Source organism: Novosphingobium sp. KN65.2 (genome assembly GCF_001368935.1).
GTDB lineage: Bacteria > Pseudomonadota > Alphaproteobacteria > Sphingomonadales > Sphingomonadaceae > Novosphingobium > Novosphingobium mathurense.
On the sequence record NZ_CCBH010000146.1, the window covers coordinates 86,154 to 106,993 of the forward strand.

General features: G+C 64.0%; 20 protein-coding genes. 10 read left to right on the forward strand and 10 right to left on the reverse strand.

Annotated features, from left to right (window positions below):
* Nucleotide 1: 1 nt before the first annotated feature.
* Entirely contained in the window at nt 2–3,157 is a 3,156-nt protein-coding gene (locus SPHV1_RS10525; RefSeq protein WP_054945982.1) for an efflux RND transporter permease subunit, read from the reverse strand.
* A 6-nt stretch (nt 3,158–3,163) separates the two neighbouring features.
* Nucleotides 3,164–4,297, reverse strand: a complete 1,134-nt coding sequence (locus SPHV1_RS10530) for an efflux RND transporter periplasmic adaptor subunit (protein WP_231634628.1) — start codon at nt 4,295–4,297, stop codon at nt 3,164–3,166.
* Here SPHV1_RS10530 and SPHV1_RS10535 point away from each other — a divergent pair.
* Nucleotides 4,184–5,041, forward strand: coding sequence for a TetR/AcrR family transcriptional regulator (locus tag SPHV1_RS10535; RefSeq protein ID WP_231634623.1), 858 nt, complete (start codon nt 4,184–4,186; stop codon nt 5,039–5,041). The genes SPHV1_RS10530 and SPHV1_RS10535 overlap by 114 nt on opposite strands.
* A 2-nt stretch (nt 5,042–5,043) precedes the next feature.
* Here the strand turns inward: SPHV1_RS10535 and SPHV1_RS10540 are convergent, their stop codons facing one another.
* The gene (locus tag SPHV1_RS10540) at nt 5,044–5,787 is read right to left on the reverse strand and encodes an enoyl-CoA hydratase/isomerase family protein (protein WP_054945985.1); all 744 of its coding nucleotides are present in this window, start codon (nt 5,785–5,787) and stop codon (nt 5,044–5,046) included.
* Between the two features lie 136 nt (nt 5,788–5,923).
* Nucleotides 5,924–6,820, reverse strand: coding sequence for a LysR family transcriptional regulator (locus SPHV1_RS10545; RefSeq protein ID WP_054945986.1), 897 nt, complete (start codon nt 6,818–6,820; stop codon nt 5,924–5,926).
* A 95-nt stretch (nt 6,821–6,915) separates the two neighbouring features.
* Between SPHV1_RS10545 and SPHV1_RS10550 the strand changes: the two genes are divergently transcribed.
* The 9 genes from SPHV1_RS10550 to SPHV1_RS10590 all read left to right on the forward strand — a co-directional run bounded on the left by SPHV1_RS10550 (nt 6,916) and on the right by SPHV1_RS10590 (nt 14,875).
* On the forward strand, nt 6,916–8,028 hold the full coding sequence (locus SPHV1_RS10550; RefSeq protein WP_054945987.1) for an S-(hydroxymethyl)glutathione dehydrogenase/class III alcohol dehydrogenase: 1,113 nt from the start codon (nt 6,916–6,918) through the stop codon (nt 8,026–8,028).
* Nucleotides 8,029–8,049: 21 nt separating this feature from the next.
* Entirely contained in the window at nt 8,050–8,433 is a 384-nt protein-coding gene (locus SPHV1_RS10555) for a VOC family protein (RefSeq protein ID WP_054945988.1), read from the forward strand.
* A gap of 4 nt (nt 8,434–8,437) precedes the next feature.
* The gene (gene fghA, locus SPHV1_RS10560) at nt 8,438–9,277 is read left to right on the forward strand and encodes an S-formylglutathione hydrolase (protein WP_054945989.1); all 840 of its coding nucleotides are present in this window, start codon (nt 8,438–8,440) and stop codon (nt 9,275–9,277) included.
* A 69-nt stretch (nt 9,278–9,346) separates the two neighbouring features.
* The gene (locus tag SPHV1_RS10565; protein ID WP_054945990.1) at nt 9,347–10,198 is read left to right on the forward strand and encodes a formate/nitrite transporter family protein; all 852 of its coding nucleotides are present in this window, start codon (nt 9,347–9,349) and stop codon (nt 10,196–10,198) included.
* A 45-nt stretch (nt 10,199–10,243) separates the two neighbouring features.
* Complete coding sequence (gene fdhD / locus SPHV1_RS10570) at nt 10,244–11,086, forward strand: formate dehydrogenase accessory sulfurtransferase FdhD (RefSeq protein WP_054946032.1); 843 nt, start codon at nt 10,244–10,246, stop codon at nt 11,084–11,086.
* A gap of 112 nt (nt 11,087–11,198) precedes the next feature.
* Nucleotides 11,199–12,410 carry a toxic anion resistance protein gene (locus SPHV1_RS10575; RefSeq protein ID WP_054945991.1) on the forward strand — a complete coding sequence of 404 codons (1,212 nt, stop codon included), beginning with the start codon at nt 11,199–11,201 and terminating at the stop codon, nt 12,408–12,410.
* Nucleotides 12,411–12,416: 6 nt separating this feature from the next.
* Entirely contained in the window at nt 12,417–13,112 is a 696-nt protein-coding gene (locus SPHV1_RS10580) for a hypothetical protein (RefSeq protein ID WP_054945992.1), read from the forward strand.
* 78 nt (nt 13,113–13,190) lie between these two features.
* A complete protein-coding gene (locus SPHV1_RS10585) occupies nt 13,191–14,462 on the forward strand; it encodes a Zn-dependent hydrolase (RefSeq protein WP_054945993.1) in 1,272 nt (423 codons plus the stop codon).
* A 41-nt stretch (nt 14,463–14,503) separates the two neighbouring features.
* Nucleotides 14,504–14,875, forward strand: coding sequence for a WYL domain-containing protein (locus tag SPHV1_RS10590; RefSeq protein WP_231634624.1), 372 nt, complete (start codon nt 14,504–14,506; stop codon nt 14,873–14,875).
* Between the two features lie 48 nt (nt 14,876–14,923).
* On the opposite strand, the gene asnB is transcribed toward SPHV1_RS10590, so the two are convergent.
* The 6 genes from asnB to SPHV1_RS10615 all read right to left on the reverse strand — a co-directional run bounded on the left by asnB (nt 14,924) and on the right by SPHV1_RS10615 (nt 20,776).
* Nucleotides 14,924–16,852 (reverse strand): asparagine synthase (glutamine-hydrolyzing), encoded by a 1,929-nt coding sequence (asnB, locus tag SPHV1_RS10595; protein ID WP_054945995.1) that lies wholly within the window; start codon nt 16,850–16,852, stop codon nt 14,924–14,926.
* Between the two features lie 32 nt (nt 16,853–16,884).
* A complete protein-coding gene (locus SPHV1_RS10600) occupies nt 16,885–17,976 on the reverse strand; it encodes an aspartate carbamoyltransferase (protein ID WP_054945996.1) in 1,092 nt (363 codons plus the stop codon).
* On the reverse strand, nt 17,973–18,095 hold the full coding sequence (locus SPHV1_RS25980) for a hypothetical protein (protein ID WP_255352273.1): 123 nt from the start codon (nt 18,093–18,095) through the stop codon (nt 17,973–17,975). The genes SPHV1_RS10600 and SPHV1_RS25980 overlap by 4 nt, the downstream gene beginning before the upstream one ends.
* A complete protein-coding gene (locus tag SPHV1_RS10605) occupies nt 18,092–19,516 on the reverse strand; it encodes a sodium:solute symporter family protein (RefSeq protein ID WP_054945997.1) in 1,425 nt (474 codons plus the stop codon). Before SPHV1_RS10605 ends, SPHV1_RS25980 begins: the two co-directional genes overlap by 4 nt.
* Complete coding sequence (locus tag SPHV1_RS10610; protein WP_231634625.1) at nt 19,506–19,886, reverse strand: hypothetical protein; 381 nt, start codon at nt 19,884–19,886, stop codon at nt 19,506–19,508. Before SPHV1_RS10610 ends, SPHV1_RS10605 begins: the two co-directional genes overlap by 11 nt.
* 419 nt (nt 19,887–20,305) lie before the next feature.
* Nucleotides 20,306–20,776 (reverse strand): Lrp/AsnC family transcriptional regulator, encoded by a 471-nt coding sequence (locus SPHV1_RS10615; protein WP_054945999.1) that lies wholly within the window; start codon nt 20,774–20,776, stop codon nt 20,306–20,308.
* Nucleotides 20,777–20,840: the final 64 nt, after the last annotated feature.

Here is a 20,840-nt window from a genome sequence, read left to right on the forward strand (position 1 = left end):
ATCAATCCTGCTCGATGTGTGCTTCGTCGATGGCAGCGGCATGTGCCTCGCGGTTCGGCTGGTCCTGACGGAAGATCCGCTTCACGACGAAGAAGAACAGCGGCACGAGGAAAATCGCCAGCACCGTGGCCGAGAGCATGCCGCCCACGACCGACCAGCCGATGGCGTTCTGGCCACCGGCGCCCGCTCCGCTGGATACCGCCAGCGGCAGCACGCCGAAGATGAACGCGAACGAGGTCATGAGGATCGGGCGCAGGCGCAGCTTGGCTGCCTGCAGTGCCGCTTCGGCGGCGCCAAGGCCGTCGCGCATCTTTTCCTCGGCGAACTCGACGATGAGGATCGCGTTCTTGGCCGAAACGCCGATCGTCGTGATCAGGCCCACCTGCAGGTAGATGCCGTTGTCCAGGCCGACGAAGGTTGCGGCAAGCAAGGCGCCCACGACGCCAAGCGGCACGACGAGAACGACTGCGATCGGCACCGACCAGCTCTCATAAAGAGCGGCAAGGCACAGGAACACGACCAGCAGCGAAAGCGCGTAGAGCATCGGGGCCTGGCTGCCCGACAGCTTTTCCTCGTAGGAAATGCCGGTCCATTCGTAGCCGATGCCGGGCGGAAGTTTGGCCGCCAGCTCTTCCATCGCTTCCATGGCTTCGCCCGTGCTGTAGCCGGGAGCGGCGGAACCGAGGATCTCGACCGAGGAAACGCCGTTGTAGCGCTCGAGGCGGGACGGGCCGTAGCCCCAGTCACTCGACGAGAATGACGCGAGGGGCGCCATTTCGCCTCCGGTGCCACGCACGAAGAGATTGCCGAGCGATTCCGGTTCCGTGCGGAATGCGGAGTCGGCCTGGACGTAGACGCGCTTGACGCGGCCACGGTCGATGAAGTCGTCGACGTAGCTGCCGCCGAAACCGGTGCTGAGCGTCGCGTTGATGTCGGCGATCGAAAGGCCGAAGGCGCCTGCGGCTTCCTTGTCGACGTCGAGCTTGAGCTGTGCGGTGTCCTCGATTCCGTTGGGACGCACCATGGCCAGGCGCTTGTCCTGCGCGGCCATGCCGAGCAGTTGGTTGCGCGCGGCGATCAGCGCTTCGTGGCCAAGGTTGCCTTCGTCCTTCAGTTCGAAGTCGAAGCCGGTGGCATTTCCCAGTGCCGTCACGGCCGGCGGGGCGAACGCGAAGATCTGGCCTACACCGAGCTTGTGGAAGGCCACGTTGGCGCGCTGGGCCAGCGCGGTGACGTTCATGCCCTCGCCCTGGCGTTCTTCCCAGGGGCGCAACTTGACGAAGGCGATGGCCACGTTCTGGCTCTGTCCGGCAAAGCCGAAGCCGCCGATGCTGAGCATCGAATCGACCACGTCCTTTTCGTCGTTGAGCAGGTAGTCGGTCATGCGGTCGACGGTGCGCTGGGTTTCTTCCATCGTCGTGCCCGAGGGCATCATCGCCTGAGCGAAAAGGAAACCCTGGTCTTCATCGGGCAGGAAGCCGCCGGGCAGGCGCCAGAACAGCACGCCCATGCCCACGACGATCATCGCGTAGACGGCGAGCGAGCGCTTCCAGTTGCGCTCCACCCGGCGCAGGCCGTTGCTGTAGCGTTCGACGCCCCGGTCGAACGTGCGATTGAACCAGCCGAAGAAGCCGCCGCGCTCGCCATGATCCTCGCGCGATGGCTTGAGGATCGTAGCGCACAGGGCCGGGGTCAGGATCAGCGCGACCAGCACCGAGAGCACCATCGAGGACACGATGGTGATGGAGAACTGGCGGAAGATGACGCCCGTGGACCCGCCGAAGAAGGCCATCGGCAGGAACACCGCCGAGAGCACGAGGCCGACGCCGACCAGAGCGCCGCTGATCTCGTCCATCGATTTGCGCGCGGCTTCCTTGGGACTGAGCCCCTCGGTCTGGATCAGGCGCTCCACGTTCTCGACGACGACAATGGCGTCGTCGACCAGCAGGCCGATGGCCAGCACCATGCCGAACAGCGTCAGCGTGTTGATGGTGAAGCCGGCGGCCAGCAGGATGGCGAAGGTGCCCAGCAGCACGACCGGGACCGCGATTGTCGGGATGAGCGTGGCGCGCCAGTTCTGCAGGAACAGGAACATGACCACGAAGACGAGGATGATGGCCTCGAACAGCGTGTGTTCGACCTGGCTGATCGAGAGCTGGATGAAGGTCGAGTTGTCGACCGGGTACTCGATCTTGATATCGGCCGGGAACTGCCTGGAGACTTTCGCGACTGCCGCCTTTACGCCTTCGACTGTGTCGAGCGCATTGGCGCCGGGAGCGAGCTTGATGGCGAGGGCTGCGGCCTGCTTGCCCTTGAAGCGGGCGAGGAAGCTGTAGTTGTCAGCGCCGATCTCGACGCGGGCGACGTCTGACAGGCGCACATTGGCGCCGTTCTTGTCGGTGCGCAGGAGGATGTTGCGGAACTGCTCGGGCGTCTGCAGGCGCGACTGCGCGGTGACGGTGGCATTAAGCGCCTGTCCCTCGGGAGCGGGCAGGCTGCCGACCTGGCCGGCGGAAATCTGGGCGTTCTGCGCCTTGATTGCGGCCGTGACGTCCGACACCGTCACCTTGAGGTTGGCCATCTTGTAGGGATCGAGCCAGATACGCATGGCATAGGGCGCGCCCAGCAGCTGGGTATCGCCCACGCCATCGACACGGCTTACCGGATCCTGAAGCTTGGTCGAGATAAGGTCCCCGATGTCGACCTGGTCATGCGATCCGTCTTCGGAATAGAGCGCCATGACCAGAAGGAAGTCCTTGGCCGCGCGCGCCACGCGCAGGCCGGAGCGCTGGACGTCCTCGGGCAGAAGCGGGGTGGCTTGTGCCAGCTTGTTCTGGACCTGGACTTGCGCGGTATCGGGGTCGGTGCCCTGATCGAAGGTCAATGTGATTGCGAGGTTGCCCGCAGAATCGCTTGTCGACGAGAAGTAGCGCAGATTGTCGATGCCCTTCATCTGCTGCTCGATCAGCTGCGTGGTTGTATTCTCGAGCGTTTGGGCATCGGCCCCGGGATAGGCCGTACTGATCGTTACCGCGGGGGCGGCGATGGTAGGGAACTGGGCAACCGGCAGGACCCGCAGGGCGATGATGCCCGCAAGCATGATGACGATGGCGATGACCCAGGCGAAGATCGGCCTGTCGATGAAGTAGCGCGACATGCCGGATCAGTACTTTTCGGTGGCGGTTGCGGACTTGGCGAGGGCAGGAGCCCTGGCGGCAGTGATCTGCTGCGGGGCTCCCGGAGTGACCGTGGCGCCCGGCTGCACGCCGGACAGTCCCTCGACGATCAGCCGGTCGCCGGGCTTCAGGCCCTCGGTGACGAGCCACTTGTCGCCGATCGGGCGCTCTGCCTTCACCTGGCGCATCTCCACCTTGTTTTCGGCATTGACCACAAGCGCCGTGGCACGGCCCCGCGGATCGCGGCTGATGCCCTGTTGCGGGGCCAGGATGGCATTCTGCTTCACCCCCTCGACGAGCCGGGCCCGCACGAACATGCCGGGCAGCAACATGCCATCCGGGTTGGGGAAGGTGGCGCGCAAGGCGACGCTTCCGGTCTCGGGATCGACCGAGACTTCGGCGAACTGCAGTCGGCCCTCGATCGGATAAGTCTTGCCATTGGGCAGGATGAGCTTGACGCGGGCGCTGTCGCTCGTCTCGCGGGAAAGACCGCCGCTTGCCAGCGCTTCCTTGAGGTTCAGGATCTGCGCGGCGGACTGGGTCACGTCGACGTAGACGCTGCTGGTGCTCATGATCGTTGCCAGCGGATCGCTCTGTCCGGTCTGGACCAGTGCGCCGCGGGTATAGAACGAACGGCCGATCCGCCCGGAGATGGGTGCCCGGATGCGCGTGAAGTTCAGGTTCACGCGGGCCGAATCCACAGCAGATTTTTGCGATGCAACATTGGCCTTGGCCTGCTGCGCGGCGGCCACGGCATTGTCGTATTCCTGCTTGCTGACGGCGTTGATCTCGACAAGATCGCGATAGCGGTCGGCTTGCAGTTGAGTTGCGCGCACGCTGGCCTGGGCGTTGGCAAGATTGCCTTGTGCCGTGCCCAGGGCGGCCCGGTAGGGCGCGTCCTCGATCTCGTAGAGGACCTGTCCGGCCTTGACGTAACTGCCCTCGGCGAAAAGACGCTGACGGATCACGCCGCTGATCTGCGGACGAACTTCAGATGTTTCAGAAGCTTGTATGCGGCCTGGCAGGTCCGTCGTCAGTTCCACCTGTTGTTCGGCAAGCTTGACGACGCCGACTTTCGGCGCCTGGGGCTGCGGCTGTTCGGACGAGCTGCAGCCAGCCAGAAGAGCCAGCGCGAGCACCATGGAGGAGGCGTTCTTAAAGGTCATGTTCACCCTGGGGGGATCAAGGATCTATGGAATGAACGTTCATTCCACTTGCAGCCCTCTAAACACTCTGCCAATGTAAGGTCAAGCAGTTTGGAGGGGAAATTGACCGACAATTGTGCGGCGCAACAGAAATTGACCGCGGCGGACAGGGTGGTCTTTGCCGCGCGCAGGTTGTTTGCGGAAAGGGGGTTTCACCAGACGGCCATGGCCGACCTGGCGAAAGAGGCCGAAGTCAGCGTCGGTGCCATCTATCGCGTGTTCCCCAGCAAGCAGGATATCATCCGTGCCATCATCGAGGCCGATACCGCGCGCCTGCTTGTCGAACTTACCTCGGATGTCTGCCGCATCCGCAAAGGCGAGGCGACGATCGGAGCCGTGCTGGAGGATATGATTGTGCGCAGCAGCGTCGAGAAGGATTCGGCGCTGATCCACGAGGTGCTGGCCGAAGGGCATCGCAATCCGGAAGTGGCCGAGGCCATCCGCGCCATCAACCTGCAGTATCGCGCGATCTTCCGCGAAATGGCCCTCGTCGCCAATCCCGATCTGCACGAACCGGAACTCGACGGTGCCGAAGAACTGCTGCTTGCCTGCCTGTTCTCTTCCGGTCACCGCGAGTTGACGAGCTGCCGCCTCAGTGCGCGGGAATCCGCTCGGCTGGTGACCGGTCTGATCCTGCGCGGGCTTGGATCAGAGGCGTGAAGTCATGAGCGCCGGCGGGCCACGAAGGCCGCGGCGCGTTCCTCGAATTCAGGGGCGGTGAAGGCTGCGGCGAAGAGGTCGAGGGCGCGCTTGTCGTCCTCGATCTGTCCGTCGCGGGCCCAGCGGATCATCCGCTTGAGCCCCTTGAGGCTGTAGGAGGCATTGGCTGCGATCGTAGCGGCAAGGGCATGGGCGCTCTCGGTCAGTTCCTCGATCAGTCCGATGCGCAAGGCTTCCTCGGCATCGATCAGCCCGCCGGTATAGAGCAGGCGGCTGGCCTGTCCCGGACCGACGAGATCGACCAGCAGCCGGGTGTCGTGCAGCGGATAGACGATGCCCAACTTGGCCGGTGTTACTCCGAAGCGCGCGCGCCGGGTCGCCAGCCGCATGTCGCACGCGAGCGCGAGGCCCAGCCCTCCGCCGATGCAATCCCCGTCGACGAAGGCGATGGTCGGCATGGGCGCGCGGGTCAGTTCGTACTGGGCTCGGTTGATCGCTGCCTGGTTGGCTGCAAGCCAATCAGGGTTTGCGCGATTGTCGAGCATTTCGGAGATGTCGGCCCCGGCGCAGAACATGCCCGGTTGGCTGCCGGTCAGCACCATGACCTTGACTGCGCTGTCGCTGGCTGCCTGGGCAACCAGTTCCGGCAGGCGTGCCCACATGTCCTGCCGGAAGGCATTACGGCGTTCGGCACGGTCGATCTCGATGCGGGCGACAGCGCCTTCGCGGAATAGGTGGAGGGACATGGACGAACTCCGGTTGATGAAGTGAGGCCTTTGGGGCGGGCAATAGAAGGTCCCGATATTGCCGTCATCCCGGACCCGATTGGTATTCCTGCCTTTGCGGGAGCGAGTGGCGAGGGTGGGAATACCCGCAGCGGGCTCAAGCGGCGAGGCCGCTGGCCGATGCGAGGTGTGCGGGCAGGCTCGTGCGCAGGGCTTCGACCATGGCGCTGACCTTGGGCGAGAGGTGACGGCGCTGGGGATAGACGGCCCAGATCGGCTCTTCCTCGGGGTTGAGGTCGGGCAGGACGGGTTCCAGCCGCCCTTCGCCGAGGTGGTCGCCGAGATAGAAGCGCGGGACCTGGCAGATGCCCATGTCGGCCAGCGCTGCCTCGATCAGGGCGTTGCCGCTGTTGCAGCGCCAGCGTCCCTGCGGGCGGAAAGTCGCATTGGCCTTGAACTGCCACTGGGCGGTCGATCCCACGAGGCATTCGTGCCGGCGCAGGTCCTCGATGTCCTTGGGGCGACCGTGGCGGGCGAGATAGGCCGGAGAAGCCAGTGTGATCAGCGCGCGCGAGGCTACTCGCGTGGCGACGAGCCGGGAATCGTTCAACTGGCCGGTACGGATGGCGAGATCGTAGCCATCGGCGATGAGGTCGACGACGGCATTGTCGAGATCGAGCGTGATCGTCAGCGAGGGATAGGTCGTCGACAGCTCGCGCACGATCGGGGCCACGAACTTCTCCCCCAGCGCGTAGGAGCAGGTGATGCGCAAGTGGCCGCTCGGCTCGCCTTGCGAGGCAATCGCAGCGATGGCTTCGTCACGCTCCTCGATCAGGCGCTTGCAGGTCTCCAGAAAGATCTGCCCTGTTTCGGTCAGGCGCAGCGAGCGGGTCGTGCGGTGGAGCAGCTGGGCCTGCAGCCGGCTTTCCAGCCGCGCGAGCGAGCGGCTCATGTGCGTCACCGAGGCGCCATAGGCCTGCGCCGCAGCCGTGAAACTGCCCAGCCGTGCGACCATTGCAAACTCTTCGATACCGTCCCAGTTGGCCAGCACCATTATCTCCGTACTGTGATAATCCTTTTCCTGCGGGGCGCTTTATCACAGTACCTGCGAGTCCTACAAAGCGCTTCGATCAAGAGGAGTTTGCGCACATGAAGACCCGCGCCGCAGTCGCTTTCGAGGCGAAGAAACCGCTGGAAATCGTCGAAGTCGACCTGGAAGGCCCCAAGGAAGGCGAAGTCCTGGTCGAAATCATGGCGACCGGTATCTGCCACACCGATGCCTACACGCTGGACGGACTCGATTCCGAAGGCATCTTCCCCTCGATCCTGGGCCACGAAGGCGCCGGCATCGTGCGCGAAGTCGGCCCGGGCGTCACCAGCGTGAAGCCGGACGACCACGTTATCCCGCTTTACACGCCGGAATGCCGCCAGTGTAAGTCGTGCCTCTCGGGCAAGACCAACCTGTGCACCGCGATCCGCGCGACGCAGGGGCAGGGCCTCATGCCCGACGGTACCAGCCGCTTCTCCTACAAGGGTGAGAAGATCTTCCACTACATGGGCTGTTCGACTTTCTCGAACTTCACCGTGCTGCCCGAGATTGCCGTCGCCAAGATCCGTGAGGACGCGCCGTTCCAGACCTCGTGCTACATCGGCTGCGGCGTTACCACCGGCGTCGGTGCCGTGACCAACACAGCCAAGGTGCAGGTCGGTGACAACGTCGTCGTCTTCGGCCTGGGCGGCATCGGCCTCAACGTGATCCAGGGCGCCAAGCTGGCCGGCGCCAACAAGATCATCGGCGTCGATATCAACCCCGACCGCGAGGAATGGGGCCGCAAGTTCGGCATGACCGAGTTCCTCAACGTCAAGGGCATGAGCCGCGAGGACACCATCGCCAAGATCCTGCAGATGACCGATGGCGGCGCGGATTACACCTTCGACTGCACGGGCAACACCGAAGTGATGCGCACCGCGCTCGAGTGCTGCCATCGCGGCTGGGGCGAATCGATCATCATCGGCGTTGCCGAAGCGGGCAAGGAGATCGCCACCCGCCCGTTCCAGCTCGTCACCGGACGCGTCTGGAAGGGCACGGCATTCGGCGGGGCCAAGGGCCGCACCGACGTGCCCAAGATCGTCGACTGGTACATGAACGGCAAGATTCAGATCGACCCGATGATTACCCACGTTCTCTCCCTTGAAGAAATCAACAAGGGTTTCGACCTGATGCACGCGGGTGAGAGCATCCGCAGCGTAGTCGTCTACTAAGCATCAAGAGGGAACAGCCCGATGTTCACGCATGTCATGGTCGGAACCAACGACCCGGCGAAGGCCAAGCAGTTCTACGACGCCGCCCTCGGGGCACTGGGGATCGGCGAAGGCATGGTCTTCGGCGACCGCGTCTTTTACCAGAGCCCGACCGGCGCCTTCGGCGTCGGCAAGCCGGCCGACGGCAATGCGGCATGCCATGCCAATGGCGGGACCATCGGCTTCGCTGCCGCCACCAGGGAAGCCGTGGACGCATTCCATGCCGCCGGCCTTGCCAATGGCGGTAGCGACGAAGGTGCGCCGGGCAAGCGTGCGCAGGCCCCGGGCAATGCCTATGGCGCCTACTTGCGCGATCCGTGCGGCAACAAGATCTGCGCCTTCACACAGTTGCCCGAGGGCGAGTGAGACCGTGACCCTGGAAACCGTTTCGACGAACAAGTCCTTTGGCGGCGTCCAGGGCGTCTATCGGCATCGGTCCGCGCAGACGGGGACGGAGATGACATTCTCCGTCTTCGTCCCGGGCCATGCCCCGGGCGCCAGGCTGCCGGTCCTGTGGTATCTTTCGGGGCTCACCTGCACCCACGCCAATGTCACTGAAAAGGGCGAATTTCGCGCCGCCTGCGCTGAGCATGGCGTGATTTTCGTCGCGCCCGATACGTCGCCGCGCGGTGACGATGTGCCGGACGACGAAGCCTATGACTTCGGCAAAGGCGCTGGCTTCTACGTCGACGCGACGCAGGAACCCTGGGCGAAGAACTTCCGCATGCGTTCCTACATCGAGCAGGAACTTGCCGAGCTGGTTGCCGCGAACTTCCCGGTCGACATGGATCGGCAGGGCATCACCGGTCACTCGATGGGCGGCCACGGCGCGCTCACGATCGGCCTGCGCAATGCCGGGCGTTTCCGTTCGGTGAGCGCCTTTTCGCCGATCGTATCGCCTTTGTCCTGTCCCTGGGGCGACAAGGCCCTGACCGGCTATATCGGCAGCGACCGTGCGAACTGGCGCGAATACGATGCCTGCGCTCTGATCGAGGACGGCGCACGCTTGCCCGACCTGCTGGTCGACCAGGGCACGGCGGACGGGTTTCTCGAGGAACAGCTGCGCACCGATCTGCTCGCGCAGGCCAGCGAGAAGGCGGGCCAGCCTGCAACGATCCGGATGCAGGAGGGCTACGACCACTCCTATTACTTCATCTCGACGTTCATGGCCGAGCATGTCGCCTGGCATGCCGAACGCCTGAAAGCCTGACGGGAGGGGAACATCGCGGGGTGCTGATGCGTTTTTCCGGAGCAATCCGCCGGAGGAACCAGACGCGCGATGACCCATCCCGATCGTGAGGACGTAAGCAGGGAGCTTGCGCAGGACGAAGCCGGGCTGAGTCGCCGCGAAAGGTCGCAGGTCAAGGACAGTCAGCGGCTTTCGGCCCTGACTGTCTTTTCCGTCATCCGGCGCGAGGGCGAAGAGGAATTGCACCGCCCCGCCGCCTCCCTGTGGTGGTCGGGGATCGCTGCGGGCTTCGGCATCTCCACGTCGGTCCTGTGCCAGGGACTGCTTTACGAGGCATATGAAGGCCATCCCCAGCGCGAGATCATCGCCGCCTGGGGCTATGCGATGGGCTTCATCCTCGTCGTGCTTTCACGCCTCCAGCTATTCACCGAGAACACCCTGAGCGTCGTGCTGCCCCTGCTGGCCGGGCCGAACGGCACGCGGCTCTACCGCACGGGGCGGCTGTGGCTGATCGTTCTGCTGGCGAACATGATCGGGACGATGGCGAGTGCGATCCTTGCCGTCATGATCGGCTCGCCCGACAGCGGGCTGACCGCCGCCATGCTCGAGGTATCGCGCCACGCCGCGGAAAGCCGGGGCATGGAAGCCTTGCTCAACGGGGTTCCGGCCGGTTTCTTCGTGGCCGCCATCGTCTGGATGCTGCCCAGTTCCAAGGGGTTCGAAATCATCGTCGTCGGCCTGTTCGCGTGGTTGATCGCGGCAGGCGGTTTCACCCATGTCATCGCCGGATCGACCGAGATGTTCATGCTGGCGCTTCATGGCGACTTGAGCTTCGGGCAGGCGATCGGCATGCATCTGCTGCCAACCCTGATCGGCAACGTCATCGGCGGGACCGGGCTGTTCGCCCTGCTGGCCTATGGCCAGATCCAGGCGGAAATCTGAGCCTTCGGGCATGGCCTTTCGCAGCCCATGGCCTATCACGGTGGCATGACTGACGAAGACAGGAATGGATCGAGCGGCGCGGCTCTGATCGGCGCTGAGCGTAATCCCTATGCGACAGGTGCCGGCGAGCCGTGCGAGGTCACCATACCCGTGGAATCGCCCATCGCCATCGAGACCAACGGCATCGCCTACGCCGTGATGATGGCGACCCCCCGCGACATCGAGGATTTCGTCACCGGCTTCCTGATGGCCGAAGGTCTCGCGCAAGTCGGTGAGGTGGGCGAGGTGGCCGTCCACCGCGTCGAGAGTGGCGAGTGGGGCGAAGGCTACGTTGCGCGGGTGAACCTGCCCGAGGCTCGGCTCGGTCCCGTTCTCGAACGCGCACGCCGCCGGGTGGGTGACAGTTCCTGCGGGATCTGCGGGATCGAGGGCGTCGAAGCCGCGCTGCGCCCGCTGCCCCGGTTGCCGACTGCGCCGCCCGTGCGCCCTGAAGCCATCCGCCTTGCGCTGGGCTCCCTGCGCGAGAAGCAGGAGCTGGGGCGGCGCACTTCGGCGACGCATGCCGCGGCCTTCTGCACCGCCGAGGGCACCGTAACGCTCGTGCGCGAGGACGTCGGCCGCCACAATGCGCTGGACAAGCTGGTCGGCGCCATGGCGCGATCGGGCATCGACCCGGCGCAGGGCTTCATCGTCGTTACCTCGCGCTGTTCCTATGAACTGGTCGAGAAAACGGTGCGGGCCGGTTGCCCGCTGCTCGTGGCGATTTCCGCGCCGACCGACCTTGCAGTGCGCCGGGCCCGGGCCTCGGGTCTGAACCTTGCCGTGGTGGCGCGGGACGACACGATGCTGTGGATCGGGGCGGAAGAGACGGATTCGAGCAAGCGTTGATGCGATCCGACCAAGGGCGGCGCCCGGGGGCCTGTTTTCCTTGTACTCGGCCGGTACCAAACCTAACTTCACAGCGACTTGGTGCATTTCGCAGACAAGAAGGTGACAGTACATGGCGGTAGCGACGGATCAGGCTTCTGAAGAGCTCCAGCTGACTCCACCCGATCCCGTGCCCGCCGTGAAGCCCGAGAAGGCTGCCGGTCTCGTGCCGGTCGACGAGGAGCAGAAGTCCCGCCTGCAGGTGCGTGTCGACGAATTCGTCGAGGACCTGGTTGCGCAGGATTCCAACTCGCCCGAGTTCGGCCGCCGGGTCGACCAGATCACCAACATGGGCCGCAAGGAAATCGCCGAGGCGGCCGGTCAGTCCAACCGCTTTCTCGACCGCCCGATCCGGGCGATGGACGAGACGACCGGCGTCGGCGCCGATCTCGCCGAGTTGCGGCGCACGGTGGAAGATCTCGATCCGTCGACGCGGGGCGACCTTACCACCCGCCGCAAGCTCTTCGGGATCATCCCGTTCGGCAACAAGCTGCGCCATTATTTCGACAGCTACAAGAGCGCGCAAAGCCACATCAGCGCGATCCTGACGCGCCTGCAGGGCGGCAAGGACGAACTGCTGATGGACAATGCCGCCATCGACGTCGAGCGCCAGAACCTGTGGAAGGCGATGGGCAAGCTCGAACAGATGGTGTTCATGTCCAAGGCCCTCGACGAGACGCTCGAGCAGAAGGCGGCGGACCTCGATCACACCGATCCGGCCAAGGCCAAGGCCGTTCGCGAAACCGCGCTGTTCTACGTCCGCCAGCGCACGCAGGACCTGCTGACGCAGATGGCGGTCACGGTGCAGGGCTACCTCGCGCTGGACCTCGTGAAGAAGAACAACGTCGAGCTGATCAAGGGCGTCGACCGGGCCTCGACCACCACGGTCGGCGCGCTTCGCACCGCCGTTACCGTGGCGCAGGCGATGACCAACCAGCGTCTCGTGCTCGACCAGATCACTGCGCTCAACACGACGACCGCCAACATCATCGATGCCACCGGGCAGATGCTGAAGGACAATACCGCGCAGATTCACCAGCAGGCGGCCAGTTCGACGATCCCGCTGGAGACGCTCAGCCGTGCGTTCCAGAACATCTACGACACGATGGATTCGATCGACACGTTCAAGCTTCAGGCTCTCGACAGCATGAAGCAGACGGTCACTTCGCTGGAAGGCGAGATCGGCAAGTCGAAGGCCTATATCGCCCGGGCGCAGGGCCAGTCCGAAGGAGCGGCAGCGGGCGACGGCAAGGCGGTCAAGTCGATGCTGGAGGCACTGGACTAAGCCGCGATGGCGCGAGGCCGATCCCCAGTCCAACAAGAGATCATCCGTGCCGCCCGCAGGCAGCGCGCGGCGCGGCTCTACAATGCGCGCAAGGAGCGCTGGCGCTTTCGCTGGCGGCGCATCCGCCGCGCTTTCCTGGCGTTGGCGGTCTTCCTGATTGCCGCGATCGGCACCGGCATCTTCATGGATGGCCTGTCCGACACGACCTGGCTTTTGACGATGCTGCTGGGCTTCATCGTTTTCGTGGTCCTGTCCATCTACCCGGCAACGCCCCGACCCAGGACCGACCAGCTTTCGGGCGTCGAACTGGCCGAACTGGCGGGATCGACCGAACTGTGGCTGGAGGCCCGCCGCCGGGCGCTGCCCAATGCTGCGATCGACGCCATCGACATGATCGGCGTGCGCCTCGAACAGCTCGCGCCGCAGCTGGCCACGCTCAACGAGAGCGGACCGGCCGCGCGCGAGGTGCGCAAGTTGCTCGCCGAACATTTGCCCGGGCTCGTCGACAGCTATACCCGTATCCCGCCGGCCCTGCGCAACAAGGAGCATGCCGGGAGCACGCCGTCCGAACAGCTCGTCGATGGGCTATGCGTCATTGCCGATGAAATCGAGGCGATGAGCCATGACCTGTCGCGCAACGACCTCGACGCACTGGCGACACGCAACCGTTTCCTGGAAACGAAGTACATCGACCAGGGCTGAGACGAGTCCGAGCCGGGGGTTGCCCCCTTGGCTTTGAAGGCGTTACCCTCGCGTCACGCAAAACAAGAAGGAGGACGCGTGGCCCAGGTTGATATCGAACGGATCGAGCGAGACATCACCGCCGTATCGAGGTTCGGTTTCAACGAGGCTGATCGCGGCGTCTACCGACAGGGCTTCACGCCAGAAGACATGGCCGCCCGGGCGTGGCTGCGCGAGCAGTTCGAAAGTCTGGGCATGACCCACGCGATGGACGGTGCAGGCAACGTCATCGGTCGTTACGGCCCTGCGGACATGCCCGCAGTGGTGATCGCCTCGCACCTCGATTCCGTCCCGGCCAGCGGCATGTTCGACGGTGTTCTGGGCGTGATCGCCGGGCTCGAGGTGGTTCGTACGCTCAAGGAGAACGGCGTCGAACCCGCCTTTCCGGTCGAAGTCATCGCCACCAGCGAGGAGGAAGGCCGCTTCGGCGGGATGCTCGGCGCGCAGGCGCTGTCCGGGCACCTGACGCGCGAATGGCTGGACAGTGCCGCCGACGAGCACGGCCTGATGCTGCGCGATGCCATGGCGGCGGTCGGCCTCGATCACCTCAAGGCGCTGCACGCCTACCGTCGGCCCGAGACGATCCGTGCCTTTCTCGAACTTCACGTCGAACAGGGGCCGGTGCTCGATACGGAAAAGATCACCATCGGCATCGTCGAGGGTATTTCCGGCGTCTTCAAGTGGAAGGTGCGGCTCATCGGCAAGGCCGACCATGCCGGTACCGCGCCGATGGACATGCGCGCCGATGCGCTGATGGGCATGGTCGATTTCGCCCATGAAATCCCGCGCATCATCGACGAGGAGGGCACCGACAAGAGCCGCGTAACCATCGGCCATGTCGCGTGCAAGCCGGGTTTCCCTCACACGGTTCCGGGCGAGGTGGACTTCACCATCGTCGGGCGCGACCTCGATCACGACAAGATGAAGGCGCTGGCCGAAGCCTGCGAGCGCGTGCTGTCGGCGATTGCCCGCAAGCACAAGCTGCATTTCGAGTACGAACAGATGTCCTGGCTCGAGCCCGCCTATTGCGACCGCGCGATCATGGGCCTGATCGAGGACCAGACCAGGAAGCTCGGATACAGCTACAAGATCATGCCTTCGGGCGCTGGCCACGATGTCCAGTTCTTCTGCGAACATACGCGGGCCGGGCTGTTCTTCGTGCCGAGCGTGAAGGGCGTCAGCCACGCACCCGACGAATGGACCCACTGGTCCGATATCGAGCGCGGAACGCAGTTGCTCTATGAATGCGTTACCGAGCTGGCCTGCAACGAGGCCGCCTTGTCGGATCGGTCGGAGGTGGAGCGCGCCTGACAGCGATCGGGTTGCGATAAATGCAAGTTGTGTGACATATAATGCAACTTGATACGAAGGGGGGAATTCGTCATTTTGCTGCAATGCAAAACGCAAATATGACTACGGTGTCGCCAGAACGGTCGATCATTGAGGCCATCGCCCTCAAGCGCCTGATCGTTGCCATATACAATGGCAGCGAGATGGAACTTGCCCCGCATCAGTTGTTTGAGCGGCATGGAGACCTTTTCGTCAGCGCGCTGAACCCGCGCAAGAACTGGCGCAGCGACGAAGAGCGTCGCCTCGGCCATTTCAAGGTCGACGGCTTGTCCAACATTTCCGTGACGGAAGAAGGCTTCGAACCCCTGCCCAACTTCGACGGCAGCCTGCCGCGTCCCGACGACAAGCAGCTCTTCGCCGTCGGAACCGACTGACGGGCGGGGGCTGGCCATCCGGGCCGGCCACTCCCATCCCGCCCGGGATCAGATCAGCTCTTCCATCGCGTGCAGTGCGATGGCGTGATTGAGAATGATGTCCTTGCGCGTGTTCTGCGCGTGATCGTCGGACTTGCGGTATTCCTCGATCGAGGTGCGCATCCTGGCCTCGTCGAATATGCCGTGTGAGGCGATCTTTTCCGACGACAGCCATTTCTCGATCAGCTTGTCGATTTCGGCAGCCTTCTTCACGTCGGTATGGGCCGGGGGCGCCATGAAGGCGAATTTTTCGCGCTTGTAGAGCACTTCGGGCAGGACGTGCTTCATCGCCTCGCGCACGACCCATTTCTCGACGCCGTCGCGTACGCGCACATGCGGCGGGATGCGCATGGCCAGTTCCGCCACGTGATGGTCGAGGAAGGCCGGGCGGCTTTCCAGTGAGTTGGCCATGTCGACGCGGTCGCCGCCCCAGTTGAGGATCTGGCCTTCCAGCATGGTCTTGATCCAGGAATACTGGACCTTGTCGAGGACGTGGCGCCCGTCGAGCATCGATTTGTCGAGGCTGTAGGCGATGGCGGCGATGGGGTCGTAGTCGCCGAGCCGGGCCTTGAATTCGTCGGACAGCAGCGGCCTCACGCGCTCGAGAGTGAGCATCCAGGGCTGGATCCAGCTCGGCGTGAAGCCCATGACTTCCTCGAAGGCCGGGTGGCTGATCGTCTGTTCGGCAAGGACCGAGCCCGAGAAGATCGCATTGCGCTTGCGCATTTCCTCGGCCGCCGGCGTGGCGGCATAGTCGGGATCGTGCAGGAACAGGTCGGCCTTGAACTGGGCATAGCCGCCGAACAGTTCGTCCGAACCTTCGCCGGTGATCACGACCTTGTAGCCGACGTCGCGCACGTGCTTGCTCATCAGCATCTTGGCGACGCCCAGCGTGTTGTAGAACGTGCGCTCCGAGAACATTACCGCGTCCTCGAAGTTCTTGCCGTAGAGGTCCTCGGCCTTGACCCGCAGGATATCCTGGTCCGCGCCGGCCATCTCCGCCATTTCCGTGGCGATATGGGCCTCGTCGTAGCGGTTGTCGTCGAACGAGATCGTGAAGGCTTTTACCGGCGACTGCTGGATCGCCGCGGCCATGCCCAGGATCGAGCAGGAATCGATGCCGCCCGAAAGATAGCAGGCGACGGGCACGTCGGCCTCGAGCCGGAAGGCGATGGATTCCACCAGTTTCTCGCGCACCGCTTCAATGTGCTCTTCGTCCGGGCGCACGTCGTGGTGACCGTCGAGCGGGAATTCGGCATCCCAATAGCGCTTCTGTTCGACCTCGAAGCCATCGCCCTTGCGGGTAACGATCAGCATGTGCCCTGGCAGGACGGCCTGAATGTCCTTGTATAGGGTCATGCCCGGCACCATGACCTGCATCATCTGGTGCAGTTGCGCCTTGGGGCAGACTTCGCGCGGTACGTCGGGATGGGCCAGCATGGCCTTCATCTCGCTGCCCCAGAAGAATCCATTGGGTCCGTTGTGCCAGAACAGCGGACGGATCCCGAAGCGGTCGCGCACGAGGATCAGCTGCTCCTTCTTCTCGTCGAAGATGGCGAAGGCGAATTCGCCGCGCAGTTGTTCGACGAAATCGAAGCCGTGCTTGCGGTAGAGCTTGAGTGCGATCTCGCTGTCGGACTTGGTGGTGAACTCGAAGCCGTCGGTGCGCAGCAGGCCGCGCAGGCGCTTGTAGTCGTAGAACTCGCCGTTGGCGGTGAGGACGAGCCCTGCCTCCTTGTCGAAGATTGGCTGGTCACCGGCATTGAGGCCGATGATCGACAGGCGGGTGTGGATCATGGCGAGGCCATGGTCCGGATCGAAATGGAAGCCGCGCCCGTCCGGCCCGCGGTGGTAGAGGCGGTCGGCCATCTTCTCGGCCAGCTTCGGGGTGTTGTCGGAGTAGCCCTTGGGGCTCCACAGTCCGGCAATGCCACACATCGTCGTTGTTTCCTTGGTTCTGGGCCCGCCGGTCAGGCGAGGAGTTCTGCAGGCACGACTTCCGCGGCGCGACCGAAGATCGCGAGCAGCAACGCCTGACGGATCCAGACGGCGCCGTCGGCCTGATTGAAATAGAGGTTGTGCTGCGTGTCATCGAGGCTGACGTCGAGTTCCTCGCCGCGTGCGAGCGGGTGGAGGATGACCGTGTCGTCCTTCAGCCTGCTCTTGTCGTTGAGCGAAAAGGCATCCCCGAAGAAGCGATAGCCGTCGCCCAGATAGGCGATGGCGTTCATGTAGATGACGTCTAGATACTCGAGGCTCTGTTGCAGGTTCTGCGAGAAGTCGATGCCGATCGGGCTGCTCTTCGTCAGTTCGCGCAGTTCATCGCCGAGCGGATCGGCCATCTCGGAAAAGATGGTGATGTGGTTGATGTTCTCGTGGAACAGCAGCGCCAGCATCAGGAACGACTTCACCGTGCGCATGTTGCCCGGCGTGCCGATGATGCCGATGTTGAGACGGAACTTTTCGGGCAGCTTGGCCCACGCGATCTCGGGCCGCCACTTGAGCAGCGCGTACCAGTCGGCCAGCGCCTGCGTTGGATGTTCGTCCGAACCGTTGCCGCCGTTGAGCAGGGGCACGCGCAGGTACTCGCACATCTCGCTTACGGCGGACTGCTCGGTATGCCGGACCACGACGACGTCGGCGTAGGAATTGAACATCTGGCCGATGTCGCGCATCGATTCGCCCTTGGCGACGCCGGTGGTCTTGCCGTCGGCGACGCTGATCGTCTTGCCGCCGAGGTGGAGCATGGCGCTCTCGAACGAAAGGCGGGTGCGCGTGCTGGGTTCGAAGAAGGCCGCGGCCATGATCTTGTCGTCCATGGCGCGGCCGACATCGAACCGCTTGAGTTGCAGGTAGGCCGCGAACTTGGCCAGTTCGCACAGCAGGTCCTTGTCGAATTGCGCGGCGGACAGCACCGAGGCGCCGCGCAACTGATCGAGCACGTGGAGATCGAGCTTGGGCGATTTCGCGATGAAGTCGACCGGATTCGGGCAATTGCCGATCTTGCCCGGCCGCTTGACGATGGCGGGGGCATGATCGACCCGCGATGCCGGCAGGGTCACCAGATTTCTCCCCGAACGATGTCGCGGATGAGCAGGGTGCCCAGTCCAAGTGCAGTCACGGCGCACCACGCAAGCGAGCCATAGACGAGAACGGACAGGAATTGGGTCGAGAAGGTCATTCAGCCTCCCTCAGCAGGGCCCAGTCGAAACGGGTCTTGGACAGGGCGCTGCATGCCAGCACCCAGATCATGGATACGGCAGTGGCGATCAAGGACGCCACGTAGAAGCCGATAGCGAAATAGAAGAACAGGCCGATGCCGGCGCCCAACAGCATGCCGCCGACGGCGCCGGTCGTGTTGGCGCGGCGCCAGTAGAGGCCGGTGACGATCGGCCAGATCATCGCGCCGACGAGCGGGCCCGCGAAGAACAGTACGGTTGCCAGCGTGCCGATGCGCGGCAAACAGACCGCCCAGGTGAACAGGCCGAGCCCCAGCGTTACCCACTGCGCGATCTTCTTGAGCGTCTCGGGATGGGCGGCAGGCCGGAACATGCGGCGATAGACGTCCTCGGTCATCAGGTCTGCGGTTGCCGCCAGCAGGCTGTCGATGCTGGAAGCGAGCGAGCAGAACACGATGATGAAGATGCCGATGGCGCCCGCCTCGCCAAGCACTTCGGCGACGACCAGCGGCCCCACCATGTCGGCGGCGGGCACCGGTACGTTGAGCGCGCCGGAGGCCAGGGCGACGAAGCCGGCTGCGAAGGGGATCGGGAACCAGATCAGGCCGCCCAGCGCAAAGGCCTTGCCCGCCACGCCCTCGCGGAAGGCGAAGGCGCGGCTCCACCACACGTTGTTGTGAAAGACCTCGCCGAGCCCGAACAGCAGGTTGTTGAAGATCGCCATGATCGCCGCCGGGAACAGCACGTCGAGCAGGGCAGGGCGCTCGGCGGCGAGATTGGCGTGGATCTTCTCGACCGGGACGTGCGAAAGCACGGCCACGCCGACGACGACGATGCCGACGATGATGATCAGGCTCTGGATGAAGTCGGTGCCGATCACGGCAGCCAGCCCGCCGCGCATGGTATAGAGGACGCAAACGCCCAGGATAACCGACATGCCCCAGGCATAGGGAATGCCCGATAGGGTGTTGAGCAGGATGCCGCCCGCCATGGCCATCGAGACCAGCCAGGTCAGCGAATAGAACAGGGTGAAGAGCAGGAACACCGCCCAGGCGACCCGGCCGTAGCGCAGGCGGAAGAAGTCCCCGCTGGTATAGCCGTTGGGCATCAGTTTGCGGATGCGGCCCGCCATCGGCGCGAAGAGCAGCAGGCCGATCGCAGCAGTCGAGTAGGCGAGCATGCCCCAGATGCCCAGTTGCAGGGCGAACTGCGGGGCCAGCATCGTCGTGTTCGACGTGATCCATGTTGCCGCTGCGGTTGCCGAGCCGAGCGCCAGGCCGATGTTGCGTCCGGCCAGCGCATGGTCCTCGAAGCTCTTGTTGCGGCGGCCCCAGTAGATGCCGAGGCCGATCCACAGCACGCTGAAGGCGGCCAGCAGCGTCCAGCCGACGCCAGCGGGAAGGAGGGCGGCTTCACTGGTCATCGCGCGCGCCCCGGAAGATTACCGCGACGGTGGCGATGAAGACGAGAAAGCCGATCGCGGTCAGGAACAGCGCCTGGGTCAATGACTGGTGCGAGACCGTGAGCTTGAGCGGCGCTGATCGAGCCCCGGTCTCGTCCCGCAGCGAGAAGTAGTAGGTCCCGCCGCCCAGTCCCGAGAGGAACAGCGCATGGTTCGGGCCTTCGTAGATCGTCCGCGCGTCGGAAAGGTCGGCCTTGCGCGCCTGCTCGACTACGACGGCGCCGGACGCGTTCCAGTCCAGCGTGGTATAACCGGTGTCGCTCGAAAGCGGGGCGCTGGCAGAGAAGGATGGAGGCGCTGCAGCCGCTGCAGCCGCGGGGATGGCCGGCAAGGCCAGGGCGGCCGCGATCAGAGGCCCGGACAGCCGAGGCTTGCGCAGGGTGTCGCGCCGGATTTGACGAGGGGAAAGCGATCGACTTGCGGAGGTCGGGCGGGGCCTCCGGTCCAGGGACTTTCGGGTAGGGATTGCTCTTTTACCGTCCTGCCGGCCGCACTGCCGGTGCTCGTGCTGGTTACTCCTAGTAATATGGGGTGCTTATCAGATCGAAATATATAACTGAACCGCTGGCGGGCAGAAATTCGTACATGTCCCTGAAACCGTGACTTTTGCGCTAGTCACAGCGATGATTCATTGCTCCGCTGCGGTGACATGTCGCAGGCTTCCTGCTTATGGGAGCGACTCAGCGGAATTGATCGCGAAGACGCAACGTGCGTGGGTATTATTATACCGTCGTTTGGCGAATTTCCCGGTCAGCTGTTGGCGTCCTTGACCGTCTCCATCGCCACGAAAGTCGATGTGCTGGAAACGTGGGGCAGGCTGGAGATCTTTTCGCCCAGCACGATGCGGTAGCGACGGATGTCGGCCGTGCGCACCTTGAGCAGATAGTCGAAGCTGCTGGCGATCATGTGGCATTCCTCGACTTCCGGCAGGCGCCGCACCGCCGCGTTGAACTCGCTCAGGGCCTGCTCGCGCGTGTCGGACAGTTTTACTTCGGTGAAGGCGACATGATCGAGGCCGAGGCTGGCAGGATCGACGACGGCACGAAAGCCCCGGATCACGCCCGAATCCAGCAGGCGGCGCAGGCGAACCTGGCACGGCGTCTTGCTGATGCCGACTTCCCGCGCGAGGTCGGTCACAGTCATGCGCCCGTCTTCCCGCAGAGCTGCGATGATTTTTCGATCGATTATATCCAGATCGACCTGTTTGTCAGTCAAAATCATTCACATGGTCCAAAATAATACAGATAATTGGTCAATTAGATCTATAACATGCTTCTGAAAAGGC